Genomic DNA, 25,689 nt, shown 5'->3' with positions numbered 1-25,689 from the left:
GTGCGGGCGCAGGCCTGACAATGCCGACTTCACGAACCCTCAAGCACCCAAACGAATGGCCCTCCTGACCTTGAACAACGCCTGCCTGGCTTTTGGCCACGTGGCCCTGCTGGACCACACGGCGTTTGCCCTCGAACCCGGTGAACGGGTGGGCCTGATTGGGCGCAATGGCACGGGCAAGTCGTCCCTGTTGAAAATCATTGCCGGGATGGAGAAGCTCGACGACGGCGTGGTGCAATTCCAGAACGGCGTGCGCCTGGCCTACGTGGCACAGGAGCCACAATTCGCCGATGGCATCAATGTGTTCGATGCCGTGAGCCTCGGCCTGGGCGACATCCGCGAGCTGCGCGACCGCTTCGAAGCCCACCAAGACGGCGACGACCTCGATGCCCTGATGACCCAGATCGAAGCCCGTGATGGCTGGAACTGGGAGCAGCGGGTCGAGCAGATCCTGCAGCACCTGGGCCTGCCCGCCGAGCTGATGATCAGCGACTTATCGGGCGGCATGAAGAAACGCGTGGCTTTGGCGCAAGCCTTGGTCGCATCTCCCGACGTGCTGCTGCTGGACGAACCCACCAACCATTTGGACTTGAACGCCATCACTTGGCTGGAAGAACTGCTGGTGGCCTTCAAGGGCAGCATCCTGCTGATCAGCCACGACCGCGCCTTCCTGGACAACGTCTGCACCCGCATCATCGAACTCGACCGCGGCATCCTGCGTTCCTACCCCGGCAACTTCGCCGCCTATGAGCTGCTGAAGGCCGGCCAGTTGGCCGACGAGGCCCTGGCCAACGCCCGCTTCGACAAGCTGCTGGCGCAAGAGGAAGTGTGGATCCGCAAGGGCGTTGAAGCCCGCCGAACGCGCAGCACCGCCCGCATCAAGCGCCTGGACGACCTGCGTGGCGCGCGCGCTTCACGCCGTGACACCATCGGCCGCGTCAAGCTGGAAGTCTCGCAAGGCGACCGGGGCGGCAAGATCGTGGCCGAGCTCGAAGACGTCAACAAACGCTATGGCGACCGCGACATCGTCAAGAACTTCACCGGCACCTTCTTGCGCGGCGACAAGGTCGGCTTGGTCGGCTCGAACGGCGCGGGCAAGACCACGCTGCTCAAGATCATCCTGGGCGAGTTGGCCGCCGACAGCGGCAAGGTCAAGATCGGGTCCAACATCAACGTCGCCTACTTCGACCAGATGCGCGACAACCTCGACCTGAACGCCACGCTGGCCGACTTCATCAGCCCCGGCAGCGAGTGGATCGAGATCAACGGTTCGCGCAAGCACGTGATGGGTTACCTGCAGGACTTCCTGTTTTCGCCTGCGCGCGCCAACTCGCCCGTGCGAACACTGAGTGGCGGCGAACGCAACCGCCTGCTGCTGGCGCGCCTGTTCGCGCGTCCCTCCAATGTGCTGGTGCTGGACGAACCCACCAACGACCTGGACATCGACACGCTTGACCTGCTCGAAGACCTGCTGGCCGACTACCCCGGCACCGTCTTCCTGGTCAGCCACGACCGGCGCTTTTTGGACAACGTGGTCACCAGCACCGTGGTGTCCGAAGGTGGCGGCAGTTGGCGCGAATACGAAGGTGGCGTGCAAGACTGGCTGGTCCAGTCGCGCCGCGCCGAAGCACTGGCCAATGCCAATGCCAAGTCATCGGGCAACACACCGCCTGCCGCTGCGCCCGCACCAGCGCCCGCCGCCCCCGTGGTCGCGGCAGCACCAGCCGCCAAAGCCCGCAAGCTCAGCTACAAAGAGCAACGCGAGCTGGACGAGCTGCCCAAACGCATCGCCGACTTGGAGACCGAGCAGGCGTCCTTGAACGCCCAACTGGCCGACCCGGACATCTACAAGAAAAACCCGCAAGGCCTGCCCGCCATGCAGGAGCGGATCTCCTCCATCGACGAAGAGCTGCTCACCCTGCTGGACCGCTGGGAGACCCTGGCTCCCAAATAAGCCAGGCAACGTGGTCCACAACGCGCAGCAAACCGTTCTGGCCAGTTGGGCCCGCGTCATCCGGCGAACGCTGGATGTCAGCGGCTGCGATAGCACGCCCTTGCTGATCGAAGCGGGCCTGAGCAATGCGATGCTCGACGACCCGAATGGCCGCTGCCCCGCGCAGGCGATGGCGCGGCTGTGGCGGCTGTCGGCGCAAGCCACGGGCGACGACGCCTTTGGACTGAAGGCCGCGCGACAAGTCATGCCCACGTCCTTTCACGCCTTGTGGCAGGCCCAGTCGGCCAGCCAGACCTTGAAGGATGCGTTTGAGCGCGTGGCCCGGCACTTCCGCGTCGTCACCGAAGCTTGGAGCCTGTCATTCACGCCGCAAGGTGACGAGCACATCGTGCGCCTGCTGGCCCCGGCCTCTGGCATCCCCCCTGAACCTGAAGCGATCGATGCGGCCGCCGCCTTGGTGGTCTACACCGCGCGCCTGCTGCTGGGCAACCGCGCGGTGGCCCCGACTCGGGTTGAATTGCAGCGAGCCGTCCCACTCAACGCGGACGCCTATGCACGCACCTTCAGATGCCCCGTCAGCTTCAACGCCGAGGGCAACCTCATCGCCTGGCCCAGTGCCTTGATGGACACCCGGCTGGAAGGCGCCAACCCCGAGCTGGCCCGCCACAGCGAGGCTCTGCTCACCACCTACCTGGCCGGCGTCCACAAGGAAAACACCGTGGCCCAGGTGCGCGCGTGCCTGACCAATCTGCTGCCGCGTGGCGAGCCTTCGCAAACCCAGGTAGCGCAGCAATTGAACTGCAGCGTGCGTACCTTGCAACGCCGCCTGTCAGACCAGCAAACCAGCTTCACCGACCTGCTGGACCAGACCCGGCAAGCGCTGGCGTTGTCGCACCTGGCCGACCCGGCGTGCTCAATCAGCGAAGTGGCCTACCTGCTGGGCTTTGCCGACACCAGCAACTTCACGCGGGCTTTCCGGCGTTGGACGGGACAGTCGCCGACCGAGCATCGGCGCGCCAGCGGTTTGCCCGGCTGAACGTGCCCAGATCATTGAAGCGCACGCCGACTTCGCGCATCACGCGGTGGGCCACGGGCGCGGTCATCTGCCGCACATAAAACGGCTCTTTGATCACGAAATGGTGGATGGCGTGGGTTGATCCGAAGTTGCAGCAGAACAGCTGGAAGGGCCACATCCACACCGGTGTCAGCACCTGGCATTGCTGCAGCACATTGCCGTCCTCAATGTCACCGTAGTAGTGCATGTTGCTGCTGACAAAATGCAGGCAGAAAGTGCGCCACACATTGGGTGCGATCCAAACCACCACCAGCGTGTTCAGACCCGCCACCCAGGCAGCATCGACCGGGTGGCCGGCCAGGGCCAGTGCATGCACGGCCAGGAACACATACCAAAGCCCCCAATGCAACAGGCCCAGCGGGAAGTAGGCCGCCATCGTTCGGGTCAGCATGCGCACGCGCAGTTGACGCGTCGGCGCCCGGTGCAAGCGCAGCAACACCGACAGCATGTTGTCGCCCGTCATCAGCAAGCGGCGCAGACCCCAGCGCTCGCCATTGGTGATGGCGCGCTCTTCGATGTCGCGCTCGGTGCCCGAATGCTTGTGGTGGTTGAAGTGGATCTCACGGCGTATCCAGGGGTTGATGGTGCTGGGCCGGGCCAGCCACACCAGCGTCATCATCAAGTGGTGCGCCCAGGGCTTTTGCCGAAAGTACATCCAGTGGATCAGGTCGTGCTCCAGCTCGTGCGTGAACGAGGCGAAGAAAGCGACCAGCAGGATCGTGGCCCAGGCCGGCACGGCGCCTTGCACGTAGCCCGCCGCCGAGGCCAGCATGCCCGCCCACGACAGCGCCAGGATGGTCGCGCCGATGGCGTTCTGCTGCTTCAGGATGGGGAAGCGCTGGCGCAAGAACCCGCCTTCCTGCGTGACCACGCGCTTGACGTATTCGGCCCGCTCGTGAGGCGATTGGCGACTGATATCTGGGTTCGAAGACATGATCGGTTCACGGGCGAACAGCCCAACTGTGACAAACCGCACGACTTTAGGAGCCCGCTGCCCTCACCGCCTGTCTTTGAACGCCAGATTGTTGGCCTAGGCCGCCACGGACAGCAAAGTCTTGCCAGCCAAGCCCGGCGTGGCCACGGCCGGAAACAGGTGCGTGCACGTTTCTTCCGGATCGTCACTGTTCAAGACCGGCTCGAGCAAGGCTGCCAGGCGGCGCGTGTCTGCGCGCAGCACGCGCTGCTTGACCGAGGCGATCTGCGACGGGTGCATCGAGAAACTGCGCAAGCCCATGGCCAGCAGCAACTCGGTGAAGATGGGGTCGCCCGCCATTTCACCGCAAACGCTCACGCCCCGGCCCGCCGCGCGCGCCTGCCGGATGGTGGTCGACACCAGGTGCAGCACCGCCGGGTGCCACGGGTCGTACAAGTGCGCCACGGCCTCGTCGGCCCGGTCAATCGCCAGGGTGTACTGGATCAAATCGTTGGTGCCGATCGACACGAAATCAAAGTGACGCAAGAACACCGGCAAGGTCAGCGCGGCCGCCGGCACCTCGATCATGGCGCCCAGCTCGACCGTGCCAAAAGGCTTGCCCGATTCGGTGAGTTGCCGCTGCACATGCGCGATGTTTTCCAGCGTCTGGCGGATCTCGTGCAAGCTGGCCAGCATGGGGATCAAGACCTTGACCGGCCCGTGGTACGCCGCCCGCAACAGCGCGCGCAACTGACGCCGGAACATGCTGGGCTCCGACAGGCTCCAGCGGATCGCTCTAAGGCCCAGCGCCGGGTTCAGCACCGATTCGTGGCGCAATTCGTTGGGCGACAGGCCATCCAAAGGCTTGTCGGCGCCAATGTCCACCGTGCGGATCGTCACCGGCAGGCCCTTCATGGCATCGACCGCCGCGCGGTAGGCCAGGTACTGCTCCTCTTCGTCGGGCAGGTTGTCGATGCCGCGGTTCATGAACAAAAATTCGCTGCGGAACAGGCCCACGCCCACGGCACCGGCCTCCAGGGCCGCCGCGCCATCTTCGGGCATCTCAATGTTGGCCAACAGTTCGACGCGTTCACCATCCAGCGTGACCGCCGGGGTGTGGCGCAAACGGGCCAGGCGGCCCCGCTCCAACTCGCTCTGGCGCTGCCTGAAGCGGTACTCTTCCAGCACGATCGGCGAAGGGTCCACGATCACCAAACCGGCATCGCCGTCGATGATGATGCAGTCGTCTTGCCGGATCAGGTGGCTGGCCTGGCGGGCGCCCACCACGGCCGGGATGTCCATGCTGCGGGCCACGATGGCCGTGTGCGAGGTCTTGCCGCCCACATCGGTCACGAAGCCTTTGAACACGCTGCGCTTGAAGCTGAGCATGTCGGCCGGGGCGATGTCGCTGGCCACCAGCACCAGGGGCTCGTCGCCGCCAAAATCCTTGGCGTTGGTCACCACCGACGGCGCGCCGCGCCCCAGGGTGCGCAAAATGCGTTCAACCACCTGTTCCAGGTCGGCCTTGCGCTCGCGCAGGTAGGCGTCTTCCATTTCGTCGAACTGACGCGCCAGCACTTCAAGCTGGGCCGACAGCGCCCATTCGGCGTTGTAGTGGCGCGAGGTGATCCAGTCGGCCGTGGCCCCAATCAGGGCCTCGTCCTGCAGCAGCATCTGGTGCACGTCCAGCAGCGCGGCCAACTCGGATGGTGCGTCTGGTGGCAGATCGCGCTTGAGCACCTCGAATTCATGTGCCACCACATCGCGGGCATCCAGCAGGCGCGAGATTTCCTCGTTGACCAAGTCTGGGTCGACGAAATGGTGGGGCACGTCCACCCGGCTGGAGGCGACCAGCACCGCCCGGCCAATGGCCACGCCCCTTGAGACAGGCAAACCGAATATCTGGATGCTCATGGTCTTCGATGCTAACAGCGCTGAACGGGCCACAGCGTCAGGATTTACAAGGATCCGCCGCCCGTCACCGTTCTGTCATGCGAGATTCACGCCAGCGTCACGCCCCCCGCCAACACTCGGCCCCGTCACACGTTCATTGAACCCACTGAAGGAGCCGACCATGAGGGATTTGCCGCTGCCCACGCTGCCCATTGCCGACTTGCGTCCCAACTTTACGGCCGAGTCGCGCGCCGCCCGGAGGTCACTTCACCCAAGCTCACACGCACTTGAAGTCGTTTGGGCGCGCACTGAAGAAGATGTTCTCGCGGCACAGCGCCTGAGGTACCAAGTTTTTGCCGAGGAAATGGGCGCCAAATTGCGCGTGCCCGCCGGCAGCCCCGCAGGCCACGACATCGACCTGTTCGACCCTTACTGCGAACACCTGCTGGTGCGCCTGGCCGGCCCCGGCCCGGACGCCGGCCTGGTCATCGGCACCTACCGTGTGCTCACGCCCGCCTCCGCCAAGCGCGTGGGCGGCCTCTACAGCGAGACCGAATTCGACCTGATCCGCCTGCGCCCCCTGCGCGCCAAAATGGTCGAGTTGGGCCGCTCCTGCGTGCACCCCGACCACCGCCACGGCGGCGCCATCCTGGCCCTGTGGGGCGCCCTGGCCGAATTCATGGTGCGCAACGACCTGGACACCATGATCGGCTGCGCCAGCATCAGCATGCGCGATGGTGGCCACATGGCGGCCAGCCTCTGGAACAAGCTGCGCCACACCCACCTGGCTCCGATTGAGCTGCAAGTGCGTCCGCGCCTGCCCCTGCCGGTCGATGAACTGGACCACCACCTCAACGTCGAGGCCCCCGCCCTGATCAAAGGCTACCTCCGCTGCGGCGCCAAAGTGCTGGGCGCGCCCGCCTGGGACCCGGACTTCAACACCGCCGACCTGCCCATGCTGATGCGCATCGGCGACCTGCCCAACCGTTACCGTCGGCACTTCCTGGGGGACTGAGGCCGGGATCCTGGGGCAAACGCGCATAGACTGCGCGCCATGACCTCGCCTTCCCCCTCTTCCACTACCCCGCTCAGCCTGCCTTTGTGGCAATTGCTGGCGGGCTGCGCCGACGCCGTCACCGCCGTGAGCGACGGCCAATCCCTCACCGAAGCCCTCACTGCCTGCCGCCCGGCCGAACGGCCCGGTGTCCAGGCCTTGTCCTTCACGGTCTTGCGCCGCATTGGCCGCGCCCAGGCCCTGCGCCAGGCCCTGGTGCCCAAGAAGCCTGCCCCCTGGGTCGACAGCCTGATCATCTCCGCGCTGGCCCTGGCCTGCGGCACCGAGTACGACGAACACACCCTGGTCGACCAGGCCGTGGAGGCCGCCAAGCGCAAAGCCGAACGCGCTTCAGGCCTGGTCAACGCCGTGCTGCGCCGCTTCCTGCGGGAGCGCGACGCCCTGATGGCCGAGACCGACCGCGACCTGATGGCCCGCTACAACCACCCCGAGTGGTGGATCGCCCGCCTGCGCAAAGACTGGCCCGACCACTGGGAAGCGCTGCTCAACGTCAACCAGGTTCAGCCGCCCATGACCTTGCGCGTCAACGCCCGCAAGACCACCGCCAGCGCCTACCTGCAGCGATTGCAAGATGCTGGCATCAACGGCCACCTGCTGCCCGACGACGCCCACGCCCCCGACGCCATCGTGCTGGAAGCCGCCGTCCCGGTGAGCCGCCTGCCTGGCTTCGACCAAGGCGATGTGTCGGTGCAAGACGCCAGCGCTCAACTGGCCGCCAGCTTGCTGCTGGCCCCCATTGACGGCCAGACCTTGGCCCAAGGCGCCCGCGTGCTCGACGCCTGCGCCGCCCCCGGTGGCAAGACCGCCCACCTGCTGGAGCAAGCCGACCTGAACGTCACCGCGGTGGATGCCGACCCGGAACGCCTCAAGCGTGTCACCGACACCTTGAACCGCCTCGGACTGCAAGCCACCACCATCGCCGCCGACGCCAGCCAACCCGACAAGTGGTGGGATGGCGAGTTCTTCGACGCCATCCTGCTCGATGCGCCCTGCAGCGCCTCCGGCATCGTGCGCCGCCACCCCGATGTGCGCTGGCTGCGCCGCGACAGTGACATCGCCAACCTGGCCCGCACCCAGGACGCCATGCTCACCGCCCTGTGGCCCAAACTGAAAGTAGGCGGTCGCTTGGTCTACTGCACCTGCTCCGTCTTCAAACAAGAAGGCCAAGCGCGGATCGACGCGTTTTTGCAACGAACCCCCAGCGCCCGGGCCATGCCGTCCCCCGGCCACCTGCTCCCTGTGGTCGAATATCCCGACGACCCTGCCCTGGCCAACCCGGCCCTGCTGCAGGACATGGGCGACGGCTTCTTCTACGCCCTGCTGATCAAAACCCCCTAGGTGCTCGATGCCCCTGTTGCGCCGCCGAGACCTGCTGCAACGCAGTGCCTCTGCACTGCTGACCGCCGCTCTGGCATCAACAGGGCTGCCCGCGCTCGTCCAAGCTCAAACCAGCAGCGGCGGCCACCCCGGCATTGAACTGACACAACTGAGCACCGAACGCGGCGACGACGGCCTGCTGCTGAGCTACGCCGTCCGCCTCGAACTCTCCAAAGACGTTGAAGATGCACTCTACAAAGGCGTCGCCGTGGTCTTCGTGGCCGAAGTCGGGCTCTTCAAAAGCCGCTGGTACTGGTACGACAAACCCAAAGCGCAAGTCACCCGCCGATGGCGCCTGGCCTACCAACCCCTGACCCGACATTGGCGCTTGAGCTTTGACGGCCTCAGCCGCTCTTACAATTCATTGAGCGAAGCCCTGGGCGTCATGCGCCGGGCCTCGCAATGGCGCATCTCGGACAACGTCTCGGGCGAAGACGACCACTACGTCGTCTTCAGCTTCCGCCTGGACACCGACGAGTTGCCCCGGCCCATGCAGATCGGACTGGGTGGCCAGAACGACTGGAACCTGGCCGTTCAGCGTCGCATCGCCGTCACGCAGGGCCGCTGACACCACCATGAGCTCAATCAAAGCCAACCGTTGGGCATGGCTCGTCTCCGCCCTGGCCATGATTGGGGTCGGCCTGGTGCTGGCCTTCATGCTCGTGTTCGCCACGCAAAACGGCGAACGCTACGAACGGCACTTCGAGTGGCTGTTCATCGCCAACATTGCCATCGCTTCATTGCTGGTGCTGGTGATCCTGCTGGCCCTGCTCCGGCTGGCGGTGCGGCTGCGGCGGCGCAAGTTCGGCAGCCGCTTATTGCTCAAACTGGCCGGCATCTTCGCCGTGGTCGGCGTGATCCCCGGCCTGCTGATCTACACCGTGTCCTACCAGTTCGTCTCGCGCAGCATCGAGACTTGGTTCGACGTGCGCGTCGAAAGCGCGCTGGAGGCCGGCCTCAACCTGGGCCGCAACACCATCGACACCCTCGGCCTGGATCTGGGCAACAAAACGCGCCTGGCCGCCGAACGCCTCAGCTCATCGCCCACCAGCATCCTTGAAACCGCGTTCACCCCGGGCGTGCTCGACCTGGAACGCGTGCGCGAACAACTTGGCGCGCAATCCGTGGCCCTGATCAGCGAGAGCGGGCAATTGCAGATCGGCGCTGGCAGCGAGACCCTGCCCCTCATGTCGGCCGAACGCGTGCCCCTGAGCATGCGCCAGGACGCCCGCAACAAAGGCGTGGTCAGCCTCATCGAAGGCCTGGAAGAAAAAGGGGACCCTGCTGCCTCACCGCCGCTCATCAACGGCACGAACAGCGTGAACAACGACGCCCGCATCGTCGCGCTGGCCTGGATGCCCGACCGCAGCTTCAGCCTGCAAAGCAAGGGCCACTACCTGATGGTCACGCAAAAACTGCGCGCCGACCTGGTCAAGAATGCCCTGGACGTGCAGAACGCTTACCGCGAATACCAACAACGCTCGCTGGGGCGCGAAGGCCTGCGGCGCATGTACATCGGCACCCTGACCCTAGCCCTCATCCTGGCCGTGTTCGGCGCCTTTCTGCTGGCGGCGATCCTCGGTCAGCAACTGGCCCACCCTTTGCTGCTGCTCGCCGAAGGCGTGGACAAGGTGGCCAAGGGCGACCTCAGCCCCAAAGCCATCTTCGCCAGCCACGATGAACTCGGCGGCCTGACACGCTCCTTCGCGGCCATGACCCAGCAGCTGTCAGATGCCCGCAGCCTCGCTCAACGCAGCGTGGCCGAGCTCGACAGCGCACGCGGCCACTTGCAGACCATCCTGGACAACCTCACCGCCGGCGTGATCGTGTTCGACGAGCACGGCAACATCGACACCGTCAACCCCGGTGCCACGCGCATCCTTCGCCTGCCCTTGTCGGCTTACCGAGGCCGACCGCTGTCCGACGTGCCCGGCCTGGAGAGCTTCGCCGCCAGCCTGAACGAGCGCTTCGAGCTGTACGCCAGCGATCCCACGCCCGGAGAACGTCAGCAATGGCAAGAATCCTATGAATTGCAACTGAACCCACAACAAGAACCCCAGACCCTGCTGGTGCGCGGCGCCGACCTGCCGCCCGATGCCAACCTCATCGTGTTTGACGACATCACCGAGGTCGTCTCGGCCCAGCGTGCCGAAGCCTGGGCCGAAGTCGCGCGGCGCGTGGCCCACGAAATCAAGAACCCACTCACGCCCATCCAACTGTCGGCGGAGCGCCTTCAACTCAAGCTGGAAGACAAGCTCGATGAGCCAGGCCGCTCACTGCTGAACCGTTCCGTCAACACCATCGTCACGCAAGTGCAAGCGCTCAAGACCTTGATCAACGAGTTCCGCGACTACGCGCGCCTGCCCACGGCCAAGCTCGTGCCGCTGGACCTGAACGCCCTGATCACCGATGTGTTGGCCCTGTACGGCCACGCCATTGACCAGGGCGTGCTGGTCACCGAACTGACGCCCGAGCTGCCAGCCATACTTGGCGATGCGACCTTGCTGAGGCAGGTGGTGCACAACCTGGTGCAGAACGCTTTGGACGTCGTCAACGAGCACCCACCGGCCGATCAAGCGGCCCAAGTCATGGTGCGCACCGACATGCCGCGCCATCCTGATGGCAGCGTTCGCGCGGTCAGGCTCGCCGTGCGCGACAATGGGCCTGGCTTTTCAGACAAAATACTCAAGCGGGCTTTCGAGCCCTACGTCACCACCAAAGCAAAAGGAACAGGCCTCGGCTTGGCCGTCGTCAAGAAAATCGCCGATGAACACCATGCCCTGGTGCGCATCCGAAACCTTGAAAACCCCGTCACAATGACCGCACCCCCAGGCAAGTCCCCGGAAGAAGTCGTTTGGAGAGGGGCACAAGTTTCGTTATCATTTTCAAAGCTGTCATCCACATTACCTCAGGCTGGTTCACACTAGACGTGTTCCGACTACCGAGGACATTAAATTCATGGCCACCATTCTTGTAGTTGACGACGAACTCGGCATCCGTGCCCTGCTCTCAGAAATCCTCACCGACGAAGGTCATTCCGTCGAAGTCGCAGAAAACGCGGCGCAAGCTCGCACCATGCGAGAGTCCTGCAAGCCAGATCTGGTCTTGCTCGACATCTGGATGCCCGATGTAGACGGCGTCACGCTGCTCAAGGAATGGTCTGCCAACGGACAGCTCACGATGCCCGTGATCATGATGTCCGGCCACGGCACCATCGATACCGCGGTTGAGGCCACCAAGTTCGGCGCCCAAGCCTTCCTTGAAAAACCGGTGACCATGCAAAAGCTGCTGCGCGCCGTTGAGCAAGGTCTGACCAAGCCCGCGCCACGCGCCGCCATCTCGTCAGCCCCGATGCACCTGGCCACGGTCACGCCCATCACGGCGGCCCCGTCTTACAGCAGCATGATGCAACCCAGCCTGGCCGCGGTGCGCATCGAAACGCACCACCCCGTTGAGAACCATCACCACCATGCGCCCGCCAACCATGGCTTTGCCGCGCATCAGGCCCTGTCTCACGAGCAAAGTTTTGAGCTGGACCGCCCATTGCGCGAAGCCCGCGATGACTTTGAGCGCGCCTACTTCGAGTTCCACCTGGCCCGCGAAGGCGGCAGCATGACCCGCGTTGCCGAGAAGACTGGCTTGGAGCGCACCCACCTGTACCGCAAGCTCAAACAATTGGGCGTGGACTTGAGTCGCAACAAGAAAGCAGCTGCAAACTGAGGTATATTAGCGGTCTTCGCTGATGAAGCGAGAGGCCAAGTAGCTCAGTCGGTAGAGCAGCGGATTGAAAATCCGCGTGTCGGTGGTTCGATTCCGCCCTTGGCCACCAGTATTTATGCGGCCCCGCAAGGTTTTTGACCTCGCGGGGCCGTTCTACATTTCGGGCCTCCGTTCTACAAAACAGCCGGTCTTGATGGCGCGGCGCGGGCCATGCCCACGCCCATCACGCGATCTGTGGGGCTCGCTGGCATGGCTGTTGATACAGACCCCGCCCAGCACATGAAAAAGGCGCCCCACCGTTGCCAGAGGGGCGCCCAATGCCGTGGTGCGATGGCCTTTACCCGGCCCTGACCTCGCCCAACAAATCGGGGTGGCGGTCAAGCACCTTGAGCAGCTTCACCAGGGCCAAGGGCGGCCTGGTCTTGCCGTTCTCGTAGCGAGAAAACGCATTGACGCCGCCGCCAAAGATCTCAGCGGCTTCGCGCTGATCAAGTGCCAGCTTCTTGCGCACTTGGGCAATGAAGCCAGGGTCAACAATCGCTGCGTTCACCTGCTTGTTGAAGTCCAGCATCGCCGCGCTGGTGCGCGTCGATTCCGCCACGTCAAGCACCACCTCGCCACACGCCGGGCAATAGTCGCCGCTCACAGTCGGGATGGTGGTCGATTCACCTTTGTAGGTGTAAGGCATGTCACGGGTGTCAGGCACCAGTTTCGCCGCCGCACAAGTTGGGCATTTCATGTTCACAACTCCTTGAAGGACACGATCAACACGTCATCAATGACCGTGAGTTTCAGATAGACCTCACCGACTGGCGTGCTGGGCCTGTACACGTCTTGCCAAACACGGTGGTCGGCATGCGTGGTCATGCTCTTGTAGAAGTCTGCTGGAGTCATGGCCTGGATCACACCGATGATTCCACCGAAGTCCAAACCCAAAGCCGCACCACCTGCCAGTGCTGACATGGTGGAGCGGACTTTGCCCGCTTCGATCAATGCTTTGACCAGTGACAGCTTGCAATGAGGCGAGCCTTTTTCCATGATTGAATTTAACCTAGTTGGTTTAATTTGGCAAGTTGGTTAATTATCCACTTGGCCAGAATTTGAAGTTCAGCGGCAGGCCTCAGCGCAGCGGCTTAACCCGCTCACCGGTTCGGCGCTTCACGTAGTGCTCAGTCATTTCCCGCCGCTTGTGGCCCAACAGCACCTGGGCATGAGCCAGGTCGCCCGTGTCGGTGGCGGCCTTGGCCCGGATGTCCCGGAACGGGAACGACACGCCCGCCGCCTTGCGGGCCTTGTCAAAGCCGGCGCCCCAGTCTCGACTTGGGGCGCTGGCTTGAAGTGTTGGTGGCTACCCCTTAGGGGCTTGAGTAGCCATCTGAATCCCGAAGTTTCAGAGGGCGTATCTGCGCCTGAAATGTTTCCGGCAGAGGGCCAGGAGAACGGCCACAACAAGGCGCCTGTCTACGCCTCATAGCTCCCATCCGCATTCAACAGGTGGAATTGAGCTGGCGACTCTTCCAGCGCATTGGCTGCCCGCAGGCCTTTGATGAGCGTATCCAGATTCGAATAGTCAAACTGGCTTGCCCATCGCGCCATCTTCGCGAGACTGCGCGCAAATCCCCTCGGGTCACTCCCGCGAGTGAGCGCGCGAGCGCAGTCGACGTACTGCGGGTGATAAAGCGTCGGGATGATGATGCGACTCAAGCCCGTGCGCGTGAGCTCCGCGTTCATGACCAGCCGAGAGAGGCGGCCGTTACCATCGTCGAACGGGTGCACCTCAGACACGAGGAACGCGTAGTACACGGCACGTGCCAAGCCTTCTGGAACGGAAAGCGCCAGACGCGAGCCCTCGTCAAGGGTGCCACGCACATACGCAGGTTCTACAAACTTGGTCGTCCCCGCGTAGTTCACCTCGAGCTTGGGCTTTCCCGGATTTGCTTCAGGCCGCAGCTTCAGCATCTCAGCATGCCAGCGCTCAAGGCCCTCCAGAAACTCAGGGCCCGCAACGGGAGGGCTGTCTCTATAGGGCGAGGTGATGGCCAGACGAAACACACCAAGGATATCGTGCGAATCCTTGGGGCGATTGGGCACGATGACGTTGTTCATCACGATGTCACGTGCTTGCTCGATGTCAAACTTCGTGCCCTCCACGAAGTTGGAGAAGTACGACTCTATGAACCCAAAATGCTGCCGAGCAACTCCGCTCACGCTCGACGCGATGCGCGGCAGCGGCTCTGCCCGCAGGTGAGCGGCGAGCGCCTCAAATCGAGCGGTCCGCTCTTGGTCCACGGGAGAGCCCTGCGCAACGGCCAAGCCTGCTCGGGTGCGCAACTCCCCTTTGGAATGGGTTCCCAGCAGGGCCCCGATGATGCTGCGAAGCTCCTCCAGCGCCTTCTCTGCACCAAGTGCAGGGGTCAGTGCCGCGGCCTGGTCGCGAATGTCATTGAGGGCCTTCTCTCCCGAGGCGTTGAGCACCGACACCAGGAGGCTCTCGACGTCCTCCCGTGGTGCTCGAAGGTCTCCTCTGCGCCCGATGTTTTCGAGCAGCATTCGCGTGCGGCCGGCGTAATGAAGACCAGAGGTTCCCATCGCCAAGTCCCCAGGGAGAGGGCCGGGCCCCCGCACCACCCTGACGACCAACCCGGGAAGCGCCACCGTCTTGTTGTAAACAGTGGGATGCGAAAGCGTTACCTCGCCGCTGGGCAGAACGCCCCCTTTCAGAGCACTGATGTGCGAGACCACGCCTCCAGGAGCCACAACCCCGGCAACCCGTTGCCAGTTCCGCCGCACGACCGCTGCCAGTTCGTCGCCTGACACTTTGGGAGCGTAGACGCCCTTACATACGCGGATGAACTCCCCTGCCACAGCCTGCCGTTGCAAGTGTCGAGCTTGCGCAGCCGACAACGAGGACGCGAAGAGCATTTCTTCAGCCGGGGCCAACAGGCGGGTGGATTTCATGAGAGGAGTCGTCGTTTCACTAAGAAGGCTGCCCAGCATGTCGCTGGTCGACTAAGAAAATAGCAGATTTGTCGTCTATCCACTTAGATGTAGCTCATCGAGGTCCACGTTAAGTCATTTTTGGCTCATGCAGATTCACTAAGAAATCGGCATTCCGAATGCAGATTGTCGCTTAAACACTAAACAAGTTCGATTTCTGTCGCTTAATCACTAAGAAATTACTGCGCAGCTCCGTCTGCAATCAAGGGCAGCATCTCATCCGGGTGACTCTGCTCATGGCCATGGCGTTGCGGCCCAGCTTGAGTTGCGCTTCGATGAAGGCGCGGTGGGGCTCGCACAAGGATGTGCCCGCGCTTGCGCCCAGTGGTGATGCCGGTGGCCGGGGTGGAGCAGTTTGATCGGCCTGGGTGTCGGGCGGCTCGACTGGGTCGGTGGCCACCCCGGGGCAGTTTGGCGGGTCCTCTGATGGTTCCTCTGGCGGCGGCGGATCGCTCTGCGCCGCGAAGCGTTTGGCCCAGGACCGGATGGTGTGGCGGGATATGCCCGTGCGACGCTCAATCTCTCTCTGGCTGTTGCCAGCCTTGAGAAGCGTCCAAATGGTTGTTTGCAGATGTGGTTTCAAGACGTTCACCTCGTTAGCTCCCCCTCGTGTCCAAGGGGGCGAAAGTTACGTCCTGCACGTCAGGGCTGAGGCGCCTGACTCACCAAATTCAATGGGTCAATTCACCTCAGCCAGGTGGGGCACTTTGGGTGGCCACCGGCACCAAGTCCTACGCTGACCTGGCCGAGGCCGTGCGCAGGCACTGCCACCCAAGCGTCATCCGCAAAGACAACGCAGAACTCTTCAAGCGCATGGTCTACAACATTTTTATCAGCAATGACGATGACCACCTGCGGCTACCGGGCTGGAGGCTCAGCCCCCTGTACGACGTTCTCCCACGCGCCAGCATCGCCACCGAGCGCTTCCTTCATCTGGGCGTGGGGCCAAAAGGACGCCTGGCCACACTGGACCATGCCTTGGGCTCGCATGACAAGTTCACGCTGTCCAAGTCAGTGGCATGCCAGCTGATGGCCGACGTCTGGCACGTGGTGCGCGAGTGGCGCGTCTTCTTTGAAAGCTTCGGTGTCTCGGCCCTTGAGATGGACAAGATTGCGCCAGCTTTCCGCCACATCGATGACGTCTCTACGTCGGGCTTGCGCAAGTTGCTGCCTTGACGTGTTGCCCACGCTCGATGGCGAACCAGGCACAAAGCCTTAGCACCCTTTACAAAACGCGCCAACGTCTACCTCAGCGCCTCCCTTACTTATTTTTGTATTTTCTGGGCCACCAAATACATACTATCGCTCAGCGGGTGTCGATCCATGAAATTCATTCTAGCAACACCAAGATCCGCCCGATTAATCATTGCCTGAAGCGTTTTGGGAGTGAAGTAATTAACGTGATCCGGCCAGCGAAAGCCACACCATTTTTCCGCACGCATATGCCGATTCCAACAATCAAAATTAGGAACCTTGATGATGATGAAGCCCCCCTCACGCATCCGCTCACGGCATCGCCGCAATAAAGGAAGAGGATTTATTTCATGCTCAAGAAAAGACGACATGATGATCATGTCGAAGTATCCCTCTTGAAAATCATCAAGTCCGTGGAGAGCATTATCATGAATACATCTTCCCCCAAGTCGCCGAAGGTTATCATCAGCTATCCGCGCAAGATCGGTTGATAGCTCGATACCATGAGGAGCACATCGGGAGCCAAGTGTCGGCGGCAAAGCCGAAATCACCCCCTCAAGCAATCCACCTTGACCACAGCCCATGTCAAGTAAGTTGATGGTTGGAGACTGAATGCGCCCAATGAACTGCCTGGCCAAGGAAGCCACTTTGTTCCGCTTGATAACTTGACTACGAAATTTTTTAACACCTACGCTCACCGCATACCGAATTGGTTCGGCAGACTGACGTCGATCAACTTCCTGTTTCCAAGTGATATCCCAAGAAAAATCCTCTTTCAAGGATTCGTAACCAGGTGGGTTTTCAAGGTACACAAAATCAGTCTTAACACATTGTTTGAGCACCCAAGGCGCAGGAGCAAAACTCAAGCTTCTGGTAATACTGCCTAGCTCAAGCAAGGGATTAACTCTCGTGGATTCCTGTGAAGTGGGCATGAAAATAGTCTCGAAAAATTGGGTAGCTCTACCAAGCTAGGCGTGAGTTTTTAGCATATTTTTCCATGCTGATTCAGGCCCTACCCTGAAATAGGCTGATCGGTACCCAATAAATTCGTGCACCAAAGCTGAATCATGAGTGAGAAATGGATCCCGTGGAGGGGTTGACAGTCGGCAGGCAGCCGCCCAGGCGGCCAATCATCCTCCGGATACCAGATCGACCTCGCGATACAATCCAGGATTGAAGCGGCCGCCAAGTAGGCGGTTGGTTTGCTTTTCTGGACAAAGCGGGTGCATCGAAGTTGTTTCGAACTGCTGAAACCCGCTAGTCGGTAGTTCGAGTCCGTTCCTGGACGCCAAATTCAAAAGCCCGGTCGGCCTCCAGCTGGCAGGGCTTTTCTACAATTGCCGGGGTTAGTTCATGCCCGCCACATCACACTCCACCCCCGCCCCTCGACCCCTGATCATTCGCCTGTGCAACATGGTCGGCGACGTCGTGCTTGGAGTGCCCGCACTGAAGTTGCTGCAAGACCAGGGTTACCAACTGCACCTTTACGGCAAAGGCTGGGCCGCGTCGCTACTGGCAGGCCATGGATGGCCTTGCACCACCCGCGCCCGCACGCTCAAGCAGCGCATTCAGCAACTGCGAGATCTGCGCGCGCAATGCCTGTCCATTGATCCGGACTTCGACAAGCGCCCAAACATGCTGGTCATGCCCAACTCCTTCTCTAGCGCTTTCGAAGGTCGCTGGGCTGGCCTAAGGCCCTGCGGCTATGCACGGGACGGCCGCAGCCTGCTGCTGCACCGCGCCTGGAAGCCCGCCCCACCGCCCGAACACGCGCTAACAGGCTTCTGGGGCCTGGCCTGCCAATTGACCGGGCAACAAGCCCTCCCGCCCGCCAGCATCGACTTGGCCGTGTCCAGCGCCGCTCAAGCCAAGGCAGACCAACTGCTGACTCAGCATGGCGTGCGCTCTGGCTTCATCTGCATCGTGCCCTTCGCAGCCGGTGACGTCGATGGCAAGGACAAACGCTGGCCCGACTTCCCAACCTTCACCCAACTGGTTCTCCACAAAGACCGGGACATCGTCGTCTGCCCCGGCCCCGGCGAAGAGGCCACCGCTCTCAAAGACCACCCCGGCGCCATCTGCCTGCCGGGGCTGGACTTGGGCACCTACTGCGGCCTGCTCAAGCGCGCGCACCTGGTCGTCTCCAACGACACAGGCCCCGCCCACATGGCCGCTGCCGTAGGCACACCTGTCCTTAGCGTACTGGGCCCCACCAAGCCCGAGCAATGGGCCCCTTGGAGCCCGCAAACCCGCATCGTGCAAGGCAGCACCGACTTGTGGCCCTCCACGGAGCAGGTCTTTGCCCAACTGGCCCTGTGCCTGCAACAGGATGGCACCTGAACGTCTGAGCGCCTGCCTTTCACTGGCAAAATTGGGCATGCCCAGCACCCTCCAGATCCCCGACCTTGCGCGCGTCACCGTGGTCCTGGCCACTTACCACAGCGGGCACTGCGCCGCTGACCTGGGGCGCAGTCTGGCCGACTTCCGACACGTCATCGTGGTGGACAACGCCAGCAGCGACGACACTCTGGCCCAGGTGCGCCAGCACCTCCCGCAAGCGCAGGTGCTGGTCAACGAACACAACCTCGGTTTTGGTGCAGCCAATAACCGGGGCGTCTGGGCGGCCACTACCGAGTTCGTGCTGCTGCTCAATCCCGACTGCATCCTGAATGGCAACGCCGTGGCAGCACTGCTCCAAACCGCAGAGCGCTATCCCACTGCCGCCGTCGTGGCCCCTCAACTGATCAACCGCCAAGGCAAGCAGGATCTGAGCTATTGCTGGACGCCCAGCACCTGGGCAGCCCAAGGCCCAGGTGCCGAGGCCGACACCTGCGTGGGCTTTGTCTCAGGCGCATGCATGCTGATCCGGCGCGAGGCCATGCTACGGGTCAAAGGCTTCGACGAAGACTTTTTCCTGTACCAGGAAGACACCGACCTGTGCCTGCGCCTGGCACAGCAATGGGGCGAGTTGATCCTCACCCCGCAGGCGCAGGTCACACACCTGTCGCGAGGCTCCAGCAGCGGCAAGGCACGCTTCAAGGCTGAATACCTGCGCGGTTACCATCACATCCAGTCCAAGTTCCTGTTTGACTTCAAGCACCAGGGGGAGCAGGTATCAAGGGCGCGGCGTTGGCGGTACTGCATGACTGCGGTCCTAGAAATAATGCTTCGCGCCCTGGTGCTGGACCTGGTCAGGGCCACCCGAGTCCTCGGACGCGCAGCGGGGGCTTGGCGCTATCCAGACGACATGAAATCACGACAGGTTAAATCTTGAAACTAATCAATAAGCCGCGCGATGCAATACGCGACGCCTTACAGAATATGAAGCAGGGCATTCGGGCTGCCAACAGGAACCGCCTGCACCGTCGGAGGATGAAGAAAGGCGTGGACTACGCCACTTGGATTGCCCGCCATGACACACCCACGGCTCAAGACCGCGCTGCATGGCAAGTTTGGCTCGAAGCACACACCAATGCGCCGACGATCAGCCTGATCTTGAACGTCGAGGCCAACAGTGATGCAGAGTTGCTAAAGCGCAGCATCGCCAGCGTGCGATCGCAGGCCTATCCACACTGGCAACTGATCTTGGTCTCACCAGAGCAAGGTCGCGCCCCCATTCCCTCATCGACCGCTGAAGATCTCCGAATTCAAAGCCAGCCGACCCACGATGATGCCTTGGCCCAAGTCAAAGGCACATGGACCGCACTGCTGCAGGTTGGCGATCAGCTGCGCGAACACTCGTTGCTGCTGATGGCCCAAGCGATGCAGTCCCATCCTGGCGCAAAAATCATCTACACCGATGACGACCAGATCGACGGCAATGGCCAACGCAGTGGCCACCACTTCAAACCTGAGTGGAGCTACGACTTTCAGTTGTCAGCCAATTACATTGGCAGTGCCTGCCTGATATCGACCTCTCATCTGATCGCCGCAGTCGGGCATCGTCACCAGGGTGGTGCTGTTTACACATTTGATGCCCTGCTGCGTTGTATCGAAGGCTTGCCCGCAACGGACATCATTCACGTACCGCATGTTTTGTGGCACCACCCGGCAACAGTCCGCCACTCCCTCGATGCGCCATATGTCCAGGCTCTGCAGGAGCACTTGGATCGCGTATCACCAGGCGCCAGGGCGAGCACCACATCCCAAGGGTTTCTCAAGGTCGGCTACCCGGTGCCCGCGTTACCGCCCCTTGTTTCGATCGTGATCTGCACGCGCAACCAATACAAGTTGCTGCACACCTGCATTCAGTCCATCACGCAAAAAACGACCTATCCTCAGTATGAGGTCATCATCGTGGACAACGGCTCTGACGAAGCCCGAACCCTGACCTATCTGCAACAGCTGCCAAACAAGGATGCGCGTGTGCGGGTTATCAGGGACGACAGCCCCTTCAACTATTCCGCCCTGAACAACATGGCGGTGGAGCACGCTCAAGGTGAAGTGGTGGCCTTGGTCAACAACGACATCGAAGTGATCAACGGCAATTGGCTAACCGAGATGATCGGGCACGCGCTGCGGCCCGAGGTAGGGTGTGTGGGCGCCAAGCTGCTGTACCCCGATGACACCATCCAACATGCAGGCGTGCTGGTCGGAGGAGGCATCCAAGCCCCGAACACCATCGCGGCCCACTATCTGCGCGGCATCCCACGAGAGGCACCTGGCTACGCCAATCGCGCCATCGTCACCCAACAACTGACGGCTGTCACGGCAGCATGCCTCGTCGTTCGCAAGTCAACTTTTTTAGACGTGGGTGGGCTGGACAGCGCAAATTTAAGCGTCGCGTACAACGATGTGGATTTTTGCCTGCGTGTTGGCGAACTAGGTCTTCACAACATCTGGACGCCCCATGCAATTCTTTACCACCACGAGTCCATCAGTCGCGGCCGAGACACCTCCAGTAAAAACATAGCGCGCTTTTTGCCAGAAGCTGCCTACATGCGACAACGCTGGACCAGTCGCATGAGATGCGATCCTTTCTACAACCCCAACCTCAATCACCAACGACCAGATTTTTTATTGGCGTGTACCACCGATGCACATGACCTCGTGGGCAGCGATGAATCATGAGACCGCCTCCGACCAGATGAACCCCAGTCTGTCTTTTCTCATCCCGGTCTACAACGTAGAGCGCTATCTGGACGATTGTCTGAACAGCTTGCTGCCCGCCGTTCAGCCCGGCGACGAGATCATCCTGGTCAATGACGGTAGCAAGGATGCGTCTGGTGCCTTGTGTGACTCTTGGCAGCAAAAGCACCGGGCCATCATTTCGGTGATACATCAAACCAATCAAGGCCTGTCCGTGGCTCGGAATCGGGCATTTGCTGCAAGCACCAAGGCCTACGTGTATTTTCTGGACTCCGATGATCTGCTCTGTCACAAGGATTTCACGGAAGCCCGAAATGCACTCAAGGCTAGCAATCCCGACATCCTCACTTGCGATGCACTGATCTGGCATGAAGGCACACCGCGCGAGGCGGAGTCACGCGTCGTACACAGCCTGCCCAAAGGGATCATCCCCTCACGGGAAACGGCCTTGCTATCGACTTTTCGCGACAACTTCCTATCGTCTTCCAGCCGCATTTTCAAGCACAGCTTTCTGACAAGATGGGCCCCGGACATCTTCCCGCCGGGACAATACTACGAAGACAACGCCACCATTCCGCACTTGGTCGATGGTGCTGATCGCATGGCTTATTTGCCCCTCCCCATCTTCCGCTATCGCATCCGCGAGGGCAGCATCACGCGATCACACACTGTCCAGCGGTGCATTGACCTAAGCAGTTCTTTCAAAGGTGTGCTGCCATCCATGGTGAGCAGTAGGCAAGGGCAAGCGGTCGAACACGCCGCCAACGTGCTGGCCCTCAAACACATGGTCCAGGCGGTTCGCAATGCATCGCAGATTCGGCCCATTAAGCGTGACCACATCGACATTACCATCACGCATGGCTTGAACACGCTGACCTTGTCGCCCCAGGAGCTGTTCAATGAACTGAGCAAGTCCCGCGAACACCGTAAACTGCTCGGCCACGCCAGGGGTATGTTGCTGCATCGCTGGCGTTATGTGTCAGCCCGCATGGCCATGGCACGCTGGAAGCAGTTTCTAGACGCATTCCGCCAAAACCACTGAATGACCATCTCGTTTGTCATCGCTGCGTACAACCTTGAACGCTACATCGACGCATGCGTTGACAGCGTGCTGCAGAGCCTAGCAATTGGCGATGAAGTCATCATCGTCAACGACGGCAGCACAGATGGCACCAGACTAAAGCTGACGCAGGTCCAGCAGCGCAGCACACTCGTCAAAGTCATCGACAAGCAGAATGGGGGAGTTGCCAGCACGCGTAACACCGGACTAGCAGCGGCAAGCAAGGACTATGTGCTTTTTTTGGATGGCGACGATGTTGTCCGCCCGGAAAGCATTCGCCTCGCGCGCCAACATCTGGAAAGACAGGCACCGGACATCCTGGTGATGGACTACCTCGATTGGGCCGACGATGGAAGGGGCGCCTTGACACCATCACGCAAGCGCTCGCATGGCCCGTTGGAGATGAGTTCATCACCTGCACGCAACTTGTATGAAACACTGGACGATTGCATCCCGTGCCTGTGGAGCCGATTCATCAAACGCAGCGTCTTCCAAGCGCTACCTCATCCGCCGTTCCCCGAATGGGGCATGCATGAGGATCTGGCCACGACACCGCACATCGTCGCCTCTGCTCGGACCCTGCTGTATGTACCATCGCATTTGCTGCAATACCGTCTGCGCGCAGGCGGTCAAACGAAGGAGCGCAGCGAACGCAGTTGCACCGACACCATCCAGGCCGCTGCACACGCCAGCCAATCGATCCAAAGGCTCCCGCCAGATCCCCAGTTGGCGCTCATGGCAGACGTGTTCATGGCTCGCAAGCTGCTTGAAGCCATCAGGCAATGCAGAGAGGTCCGCAACCCCACCTATGCACTCTATGCCGCCATCACCCATCGTTCGCTTGCCGCCATGACGTCCAAGCCCGACGCGGTGCTGGATTGGCTGTCCGCCTCGCCACGCCCAGAGGACCGCGCGGCCCGCGCGCATCTCGTCAACGCTTTCAGATGGCCCCGGGGCTATGCCCTGCTTCAAGGTACGCTCGGCATCCTCAAAGCAAAGCGATTGGCACTGCGCCGTCGGCGATCATCACCCGAGTATGTTCGCCACGATTGACACCATGTCCCTGTACCAGCGGCTTTTCTACTTTTACTACAGTCTCCTCCGCCGCTTCACAGCTGGACGAGCACTGTTTTCCAAACCGTGGCCGCGGCTGCTAGTGCTGGACTTCTCCTATGAGGGCGTATCCGGGCACCATCATGCCTTGAACAAACTGCTGACATCAGCGGGCAAGGAGGCCGGTTGGCATGTGCATGTGCTGGCCAACCGCGGCATTGCCCCACCACTGATCGACAGCCACACCGATCCCATCTTTACCAGGGGAACCTATGGTGCCGTGGGCAAGCCCAAGCAAGCCCGCAAGAAGTTGAGAAGAACCGTCCGGTCTTTTTTCAAAGACATGCTAGAAGCCAGGCTTGACCGCATACCCGCAAATACGGCCATCCTGATACACACGGCTTCCGCGCCTCACATCCTGGCTACCGTCGGGTTCCTCCGCCTGGCCAAACGCCAATGCCCCACCAACATCTATCTGATGCTGCCACCGGACTTTGATGCGGCGCCGCCGGCCCAGGCTGAGCAAAGGCGGCAATATGAGCATGCCTTCCGACTTGCCGCAGGCCATCCGCACATCCGCTTCTTTTGTGAAAACAGGCTGCTCAAAGCCGCATATGAAGGTCTGGGCTGCAAGCACATCGCGCTACTCGACCTGCCCTGCAGGCTCCCCGACACAGCGTTTGAAAGGCCGCAAACTGACCGAACAAGCTTTCTGTTCATTGGCGACCCCCGTCCTGAGAAAGGACTTCAGCTCATTCTCGATACGCTCCCCCTGCTTGAACCGCTGGCTGGACGCATCACCATCAAACTGCTGTTGACCCATCCGGAAAAGTCCAGCGCCGTCGCCCCGTTGCTCGAAGGCCGCAGCTTCGTGGAGTTGGTGGCAAAGCCATTCTTCTCAGAGGCCGAGTATTTCCAGGCGCTGGGGCAGACCGACTGCGTCTTGCTGCCCTACGATCCGCAGGCATATCTGCTCAAGAACTCCAATATAGTCTCTGAGGCCTTTGGATGTGGCACCCCAGTCATCGTCCCTCCCGGGCCAAACTCATTGAGCGACTACTGCACAGCAACAAGCGCATCGGCTCATGTCGAAATGAAAACCCACTCACCTGAAGGGCTCGCCGAAGCCGTGGGGGTTTTTCTGACTCAGGCGCCTGACTTGCAAAGCAAGGCTTCCTTGCTGCGGCGGCAGGTCATCGAGTCAAGAGCCCCGCGTCATTTCATTGAACGGATCGCACACCTTACGGCCTGACACCGCCGCCGTCTGGAAAATGCACCTCGAAATCAGCCAGACTGACTTCGGTGTGTGGATCCTTGATGAACAGCAGCTTGCCGCCACCGTGATAAGAAGCCCATAGCGAGTAGGTGCTTGGCGGCCCCATGATCAAATCGCACGACGCCAACATATAGAGATCGGCCACGGCATGCCCCGGGCCCGGCGTCACTTGCAAAGGTGAAAAAACCCCCATGTCAATGCCCTCGTTCGAGCAAATCACGAATGCGGTTGTTTTGCCTTGCGCCTTCAATGCCCTTTCCACGTCCATCATCCGAGACCGGTAAACCGAGTCGTCATAGAGATAGATGCCGTTCTGCCAACGAGCGTAGTCGCCTCTTCTGACATGTACCCCAACCAGCACGTCGGCCCCTCGTATGGCCTTCTCACGCCATTCGGCGACCAACGCCAGTACGCGCGCATCAGGCGCAAAGAGCGCCTTGATGACAGGCCGGTGCTTGAGCAGGCTTGCATGGTCCCTGAACTCCCAACCGTGCGTGAAGACCACTTTTCGGCGCGCATCGCGCAAGTAAGCGGCATCCTGGAGATCAAACACCGGATCACCATCAGCCAGGGTGTAAAAACAATGCCAGGGAGACGCGGGCATACGCCTCCTGAGAAGCTCAGAACCCTTGCGAAAAAAACGGTACGGAAGGGACGGATGAAACGCCGTTGAAATCCGCAACCCCCTGCACTCAGCGGAGGTCAACGCTGGAAAGTAAGGACAATACTCATCGAAGCAAGGGTTTACAAGCTCGTAGTCGTACTCGATGGCGTTACCAATGAAGTGCGCGAAAGCAAACAGCCTGTTCGCCAACTGACCAGATTTATTTTGTATCACAACCATAGCGCGTTTTCTCGCAATCTTCCCTGCCCAGGTTGCTACTGTATTTTCATCATTTCGATGATGCAATTTTAACGAAGGATGCAAGCATAAACCGGGAACCCACGCTGACATACCTTCCCTCGCACCGCCAACACCCAGGGTGATGGCGGCGATCGTCAATAATGACGGGC

The 25,689-nt window shown here is 61.3% G+C and carries 22 protein-coding genes, 1 tRNA gene and 1 pseudogene; 15 read left to right on the top strand and 9 right to left on the bottom strand.

The genetic code is table 11. The features are described from left to right. The first annotated feature begins 55 nt into the window (after positions 1–55). Together PSV38_RS09290 and PSV38_RS09285 are read left to right on the top strand one after the other, a co-directional pair. A complete protein-coding gene (locus PSV38_RS09290; RefSeq protein ID WP_300546804.1) occupies positions 56–1,954 on the top strand; it encodes an ATP-binding cassette domain-containing protein in 1,899 nt (632 codons plus the stop codon). Between the two features lie 10 nt (positions 1,955–1,964). Beyond that, on the top strand, positions 1,965–2,990 hold the full coding sequence (locus PSV38_RS09285; protein WP_300546803.1) for an AraC family transcriptional regulator: 1,026 nt from the start codon (positions 1,965–1,967) through the stop codon (positions 2,988–2,990). Here PSV38_RS09285 and PSV38_RS09280 read toward each other — a convergent pair. Continuing rightward, positions 2,917–3,963 carry a fatty acid desaturase gene (locus PSV38_RS09280; protein ID WP_300546802.1) on the bottom strand — a complete coding sequence of 349 codons (1,047 nt, stop codon included), beginning with the start codon at positions 3,961–3,963 and terminating at the stop codon, positions 2,917–2,919. The two genes, PSV38_RS09285 and PSV38_RS09280, sit on opposite strands and share 74 nt — an antisense overlap. A 96-nt stretch (positions 3,964–4,059) precedes the next feature. Beyond that, entirely contained in the window at positions 4,060–5,856 is a 1,797-nt protein-coding gene (gene ptsP / locus PSV38_RS09275; protein ID WP_300546801.1) for a phosphoenolpyruvate--protein phosphotransferase, read from the bottom strand. Positions 5,857–6,016: 160 nt separating this feature from the next. Here ptsP and PSV38_RS09270 point away from each other — a divergent pair, with 160 nt between their 5' ends. From PSV38_RS09270 to PSV38_RS09245, 6 genes are all read left to right on the top strand, one after another. After that, a complete protein-coding gene (locus PSV38_RS09270) occupies positions 6,017–6,850 on the top strand; it encodes a GNAT family N-acyltransferase (protein WP_300546799.1) in 834 nt (277 codons plus the stop codon). A gap of 39 nt (positions 6,851–6,889) precedes the next feature. Continuing rightward, positions 6,890–8,248, top strand: coding sequence for a 16S rRNA (cytosine(967)-C(5))-methyltransferase RsmB (gene rsmB / locus PSV38_RS09265; protein WP_300546798.1), 1,359 nt, complete (start codon positions 6,890–6,892; stop codon positions 8,246–8,248). 7 nt (positions 8,249–8,255) lie between these two features. Then, the gene (locus PSV38_RS09260) at positions 8,256–8,855 is read left to right on the top strand and encodes a DUF4390 domain-containing protein (protein WP_300546797.1); all 600 of its coding nucleotides are present in this window, start codon (positions 8,256–8,258) and stop codon (positions 8,853–8,855) included. A 7-nt stretch (positions 8,856–8,862) separates the two neighbouring features. Further along, entirely contained in the window at positions 8,863–11,214 is a 2,352-nt protein-coding gene (locus PSV38_RS09255) for an ATP-binding protein (RefSeq protein WP_300546795.1), read from the top strand. A 31-nt stretch (positions 11,215–11,245) separates the two neighbouring features. Beyond that, entirely contained in the window at positions 11,246–12,007 is a 762-nt protein-coding gene (locus PSV38_RS09250; RefSeq protein ID WP_300546793.1) for a response regulator, read from the top strand. Positions 12,008–12,040: 33 nt separating this feature from the next. Beyond that, positions 12,041–12,116 (top strand) — tRNA-Phe (locus tag PSV38_RS09245). Positions 12,117–12,344: 228 nt separating this feature from the next. Here the strand turns inward: PSV38_RS09245 and PSV38_RS09240 are convergent. From PSV38_RS09240 to PSV38_RS09220, 5 genes and pseudogenes are all read right to left on the bottom strand, one after another. Beyond that, on the bottom strand, positions 12,345–12,746 hold the full coding sequence (locus tag PSV38_RS09240) for a type II toxin-antitoxin system MqsA family antitoxin (RefSeq protein ID WP_300546792.1): 402 nt from the start codon (positions 12,744–12,746) through the stop codon (positions 12,345–12,347). A 2-nt stretch (positions 12,747–12,748) separates the two neighbouring features. After that, the gene (locus tag PSV38_RS09235) at positions 12,749–13,045 is read right to left on the bottom strand and encodes a type II toxin-antitoxin system MqsR family toxin (RefSeq protein WP_300546790.1); all 297 of its coding nucleotides are present in this window, start codon (positions 13,043–13,045) and stop codon (positions 12,749–12,751) included. Positions 13,046–13,127: 82 nt separating this feature from the next. Beyond that, positions 13,128–13,280, bottom strand: coding sequence for a hypothetical protein (locus PSV38_RS09230; RefSeq protein ID WP_300546788.1), 153 nt, complete (start codon positions 13,278–13,280; stop codon positions 13,128–13,130). A 188-nt stretch (positions 13,281–13,468) separates the two neighbouring features. Next, complete coding sequence (locus PSV38_RS09225; protein WP_300546786.1) at positions 13,469–14,965, bottom strand: Fic family protein; 1,497 nt, start codon at positions 14,963–14,965, stop codon at positions 13,469–13,471. Between the two features lie 274 nt (positions 14,966–15,239). Next, positions 15,240–15,596 (bottom strand): annotated as a pseudogene (locus tag PSV38_RS09220) (hypothetical protein); the annotation flags it as partial. A 119-nt stretch (positions 15,597–15,715) separates the two neighbouring features. On the opposite strand from PSV38_RS09220, the gene PSV38_RS09215 reads away from it, so the two are divergent. Next, positions 15,716–16,180, top strand: a complete 465-nt coding sequence (locus PSV38_RS09215; RefSeq protein ID WP_300546784.1) for a HipA domain-containing protein — start codon at positions 15,716–15,718, stop codon at positions 16,178–16,180. Between the two features lie 89 nt (positions 16,181–16,269). Here PSV38_RS09215 and PSV38_RS09210 read toward each other — a convergent pair whose 3' ends face one another. Further along, positions 16,270–17,130, bottom strand: coding sequence for a class I SAM-dependent methyltransferase (locus PSV38_RS09210; RefSeq protein ID WP_300546782.1), 861 nt, complete (start codon positions 17,128–17,130; stop codon positions 16,270–16,272). A gap of 421 nt (positions 17,131–17,551) precedes the next feature. Between PSV38_RS09210 and PSV38_RS09205 the strand changes: the two genes are divergently transcribed. From PSV38_RS09205 to PSV38_RS09180, 6 genes are read left to right on the top strand one after another with little or no spacing between them, the layout of a single operon-like run. Beyond that, complete coding sequence (locus PSV38_RS09205; RefSeq protein WP_300546781.1) at positions 17,552–18,538, top strand: glycosyltransferase family 9 protein; 987 nt, start codon at positions 17,552–17,554, stop codon at positions 18,536–18,538. A 37-nt stretch (positions 18,539–18,575) separates the two neighbouring features. Then, entirely contained in the window at positions 18,576–19,472 is an 897-nt protein-coding gene (locus tag PSV38_RS09200; protein ID WP_300546780.1) for a glycosyltransferase family 2 protein, read from the top strand. After that, positions 19,469–21,268, top strand: coding sequence for a glycosyltransferase family 2 protein (locus tag PSV38_RS09195; RefSeq protein WP_300546778.1), 1,800 nt, complete (start codon positions 19,469–19,471; stop codon positions 21,266–21,268). Before PSV38_RS09200 ends, PSV38_RS09195 begins: the two co-directional genes overlap by 4 nt. Beyond that, positions 21,234–22,328 (top strand): glycosyltransferase, encoded by a 1,095-nt coding sequence (locus PSV38_RS09190; RefSeq protein ID WP_300546776.1) that lies wholly within the window; start codon positions 21,234–21,236, stop codon positions 22,326–22,328. The genes PSV38_RS09195 and PSV38_RS09190 overlap by 35 nt, the downstream gene beginning before the upstream one ends. Beyond that, positions 22,329–23,399, top strand: coding sequence for a glycosyltransferase family A protein (locus PSV38_RS09185; RefSeq protein WP_300546774.1), 1,071 nt, complete (start codon positions 22,329–22,331; stop codon positions 23,397–23,399). A gap of 4 nt (positions 23,400–23,403) precedes the next feature. Then, positions 23,404–24,651 (top strand): hypothetical protein, encoded by a 1,248-nt coding sequence (locus PSV38_RS09180; RefSeq protein ID WP_300546772.1) that lies wholly within the window; start codon positions 23,404–23,406, stop codon positions 24,649–24,651. On the opposite strand, the gene PSV38_RS09175 is transcribed toward PSV38_RS09180, so the two are convergent. Continuing rightward, positions 24,641–25,678: an alpha-1,2-fucosyltransferase gene (locus tag PSV38_RS09175; protein WP_300546770.1), complete on the bottom strand. Its 1,038-nt coding sequence runs from the start codon at positions 25,676–25,678 to the stop codon at positions 24,641–24,643. The two genes, PSV38_RS09180 and PSV38_RS09175, sit on opposite strands and share 11 nt — an antisense overlap. Between the last annotated feature and the right edge of the window lie 11 nt (positions 25,679–25,689).

It is taken from the genome of Aquabacterium sp., assembly GCF_029946005.1.
GTDB lineage: Bacteria > Pseudomonadota > Gammaproteobacteria > Burkholderiales > Burkholderiaceae_C > Aquabacterium.
Note: the sequence above shows the minus strand (reverse complement) of the source record. Positions and strands in the feature narration are given on the sequence as shown.

Excerpts from the sequence above, each read along its gene's own strand:
- PSV38_RS09290 (WP_300546804.1), top strand. The coding sequence starts at position 56 with ATGGCCCTCCTGACCTTGAACAACGCCTGCCTGGCTTTTGGCCACGTG.
- PSV38_RS09280 (WP_300546802.1), bottom strand. The coding sequence starts at position 3,963 with ATGTCTTCGAACCCAGATATCAGTCGCCAATCGCCTCACGAGCGGGCC.
- ptsP (WP_300546801.1), bottom strand. The coding sequence starts at position 5,856 with ATGAGCATCCAGATATTCGGTTTGCCTGTCTCAAGGGGCGTGGCCATT.
- PSV38_RS09270 (WP_300546799.1), top strand. The coding sequence starts at position 6,017 with ATGAGGGATTTGCCGCTGCCCACGCTGCCCATTGCCGACTTGCGTCCC.
- rsmB (WP_300546798.1), top strand. The coding sequence starts at position 6,890 with ATGACCTCGCCTTCCCCCTCTTCCACTACCCCGCTCAGCCTGCCTTTG.
- PSV38_RS09260 (WP_300546797.1), top strand. The coding sequence starts at position 8,256 with ATGCCCCTGTTGCGCCGCCGAGACCTGCTGCAACGCAGTGCCTCTGCA.
- PSV38_RS09255 (WP_300546795.1), top strand. The coding sequence starts at position 8,863 with ATGAGCTCAATCAAAGCCAACCGTTGGGCATGGCTCGTCTCCGCCCTG.
- PSV38_RS09250 (WP_300546793.1), top strand. The coding sequence starts at position 11,246 with ATGGCCACCATTCTTGTAGTTGACGACGAACTCGGCATCCGTGCCCTG.
- PSV38_RS09240 (WP_300546792.1), bottom strand. The coding sequence starts at position 12,746 with ATGAAATGCCCAACTTGTGCGGCGGCGAAACTGGTGCCTGACACCCGT.
- PSV38_RS09235 (WP_300546790.1), bottom strand. The coding sequence starts at position 13,045 with ATGGAAAAAGGCTCGCCTCATTGCAAGCTGTCACTGGTCAAAGCATTG.
- PSV38_RS09225 (WP_300546786.1), bottom strand. The coding sequence starts at position 14,965 with ATGAAATCCACCCGCCTGTTGGCCCCGGCTGAAGAAATGCTCTTCGCG.
- PSV38_RS09210 (WP_300546782.1), bottom strand. The coding sequence starts at position 17,130 with ATGCCCACTTCACAGGAATCCACGAGAGTTAATCCCTTGCTTGAGCTA.
- PSV38_RS09205 (WP_300546781.1), top strand. The coding sequence starts at position 17,552 with ATGCCCGCCACATCACACTCCACCCCCGCCCCTCGACCCCTGATCATT.
- PSV38_RS09200 (WP_300546780.1), top strand. The coding sequence starts at position 18,576 with ATGCCCAGCACCCTCCAGATCCCCGACCTTGCGCGCGTCACCGTGGTC.
- PSV38_RS09190 (WP_300546776.1), top strand. The coding sequence starts at position 21,234 with ATGCACATGACCTCGTGGGCAGCGATGAATCATGAGACCGCCTCCGAC.
- PSV38_RS09185 (WP_300546774.1), top strand. The coding sequence starts at position 22,329 with ATGACCATCTCGTTTGTCATCGCTGCGTACAACCTTGAACGCTACATC.
- PSV38_RS09180 (WP_300546772.1), top strand. The coding sequence starts at position 23,404 with ATGTCCCTGTACCAGCGGCTTTTCTACTTTTACTACAGTCTCCTCCGC.